This window comes from Pseudomonas lundensis, assembly GCF_002269125.1.
In the GTDB taxonomy this organism is placed as follows: Bacteria; Pseudomonadota; Gammaproteobacteria; order Pseudomonadales; family Pseudomonadaceae; genus Aquipseudomonas; species Aquipseudomonas lundensis_A.
This window is the reverse complement of sequence record NZ_NQKI01000082.1, coordinates 1-1,917: the sequence shown is the minus strand read 5'-3', so window position 1 is coordinate 1,917 and position 1,917 is coordinate 1. Positions and strand designations below refer to the sequence as shown.

Sequence of the window (1,917 nt, the reverse complement as noted above, 5' to 3'; positions counted from 1 at the left end):
GCCATCTTGGCCTCCTGGCTTTAATGGCGGTGTATTTTACAGAAAATCGTATTTCTTGGGTTTACGTACAGAGCCTAAGACACCCATGTTCCGCAGGCTAGCCGCCCGGATGACCCCTGCAAAGCAGTCCAGATTGAGCACCACAACTCCGGGATCAGCATTGTGCGCGAGGTCAGTATTCCACAGCCATGGCGTGAGCGTTTTCTGCAAGCGAGCATCGGATCGACGCGCTTGGTCGATGGCCCGTACGCCCATGATTGGGAAAAGTTTCTGATTCAATGGCAGGCTGAAATGCACCACTTGGATGCTCACATTTCTGCGAGGCAAGCGCCTGATCGTTAAGCATTGGGGGTACCTTCGATTGTCTACCCCGGATGGCGCTGACTATACTGCCACCACTAAATATCTGAGGTGTTACATGTCCCGTCTCGCTGAATTCCGCGCTCTTGAACAACAGCTTGCTGCCCAATTAGCAGAGCTTGAAACCCTTAAAAACGATGACGGCTTGAAGCGTGAGATCCAGTTCGAGCAGAAGCTCCGGGATCTGCTGGGCGAGTATGGCTACAGCTTGCGCAACATCGTCGCCATCCTCGAACCTCAGTCCAATAGCCGCCGCGCTCCAGCTGCTGCTGAGACTAAGAGCACCCGCAAGGCTCGCGCCGTCAAGGTCTACAAGAATCCTCACTCGGGCGAAGTCGTCGAGACGAAAGGCGGCAATCACAAAGTCTTGAAGGAATGGAAAGCTGAATACGGTTCCGACACGGTCGAGAGCTGGTTGGCTCAGTAAAAAATCGTTTGAATGCAAATGGAGGGCCCACGCGGGCTCTTCTTTATGGAGAACAGGAAGTGCTTCGTTCATCAGTGCTTGGGTTGGCACATGACTTCAGGTCGGCAGTCGAGACGGTGGTACAGACTGGCAATGTTCCTCTACACATCCAAGGTTTCCCACGCGGATGCTGCGGAATCATTTCTGAGCTCATGGGCGACTATTTGAACACCGTAGGACTCGGCGAATTCTTCTATGTTTGCGGGATGAAGGACGGCGCTTCACATGCTTGGCTTGAAGTCGATGGACTGATCGTCGACATCACCGGAGATCAATTCCCTGACCGACCTAGTATCTATGTTGACACACCAGACGCTTGGTACGGCGAGTGGGAGGAGGATATTAAGCACTTGGCAGTTCATGAACCCTCTGCATTCTTCTATGGGGAAGAGCGCCGTTTTCTAGAACGGGTGCTGGCGCAGCTCAATAGCCGTGAATCATCATTCGCCTCCTGAGCTCGCCATAGGGCTCTTCTGACACGCTCGATGGGTCAGGCAAATCAACGGCGCAGATTTAGCAGAGACGGCTCTAAAGCGGGCATTACGGGCCGCTTCATGTGGTGTGTGGAACCTGCAGACCCATTACCATGCCCGCTTCTAGGATCATCGAGGTAATGATATGTGGGCATCTGTATACCGCTCTGCCACCCCTGAGGATGCAGCGAATTGCTTTCGCGTCGAGAGCTTAGCCTGGGCTGGCGACGCGAACGCGACCCTGGAAGAATTTCAGGAGTGGATTCAACGCAATCCCGAGAACTTCCTCATCTATGAGCATGAAGGAAAGTTCGTAGGCTTTGCTCATTTTGGTCACTCGAATGACGATTTCATTACGGAAGAAGGGTTCAAAGATCAGTGCAATGCTGATGCGAGCGCACCTTGCTTCCACATCAGATCAATCGCAATCGATCCGTTCTTTCAGAGCGATGACCTAGCAGCACTGATCGCTAACGTTGAGCCCATCGCCGAGGAGCTAGGCAAAAAGTCGATGCATCTGCGTTGCAGAGATCAGTACGTAGGTAATCCCCCCACTTTTAGCACTTACCAAAAATAGAGGTCAGGCCGCCAGGGCCAACTTTTGTTTGGGGGTTATTC

Annotated in this window: 4 protein-coding genes; 3 read left to right on the top strand and 1 reads right to left on the bottom strand. The window is 52.8% G+C overall.

The annotated features are described in order from the left end of the window. Nucleotides 1–36: 36 nt before the first annotated feature. Nucleotides 37–327 (bottom strand): hypothetical protein, encoded by a 291-nt coding sequence (locus CJF39_RS23820; protein ID WP_170942725.1) that lies wholly within the window; start codon nucleotides 325–327, stop codon nucleotides 37–39. A gap of 91 nt (nucleotides 328–418) precedes the next feature. On the opposite strand from CJF39_RS23820, the gene CJF39_RS22515 reads away from it, so the two are divergent. From CJF39_RS22515 to CJF39_RS22505, 3 genes are all read left to right on the top strand, one after another. Continuing rightward, on the top strand, nucleotides 419–787 hold the full coding sequence (locus tag CJF39_RS22515) for a histone-like nucleoid-structuring protein, MvaT/MvaU family (RefSeq protein ID WP_094995366.1): 369 nt from the start codon (nucleotides 419–421) through the stop codon (nucleotides 785–787). Between the two features lie 191 nt (nucleotides 788–978). Continuing rightward, nucleotides 979–1,281: a hypothetical protein gene (locus tag CJF39_RS22510; RefSeq protein WP_249275430.1), complete on the top strand. Its 303-nt coding sequence runs from the start codon at nucleotides 979–981 to the stop codon at nucleotides 1,279–1,281. 163 nt (nucleotides 1,282–1,444) lie between these two features. After that, entirely contained in the window at nucleotides 1,445–1,876 is a 432-nt protein-coding gene (locus tag CJF39_RS22505) for a GNAT family N-acetyltransferase (protein ID WP_094995364.1), read from the top strand. Nucleotides 1,877–1,917 lie beyond the last annotated feature (41 nt).

Coding starts and splice junctions, on each gene's coding strand:
- CJF39_RS22515 (WP_094995366.1), top strand. CDS start 419: ATGTCCCGTCTCGCTGAATTCCGCGCTCTTGAACAACAGCTTGCTGCC.
- CJF39_RS22510 (WP_249275430.1), top strand. CDS start 979: ATGGGCGACTATTTGAACACCGTAGGACTCGGCGAATTCTTCTATGTT.
- CJF39_RS22505 (WP_094995364.1), top strand. CDS start 1,445: ATGTGGGCATCTGTATACCGCTCTGCCACCCCTGAGGATGCAGCGAAT.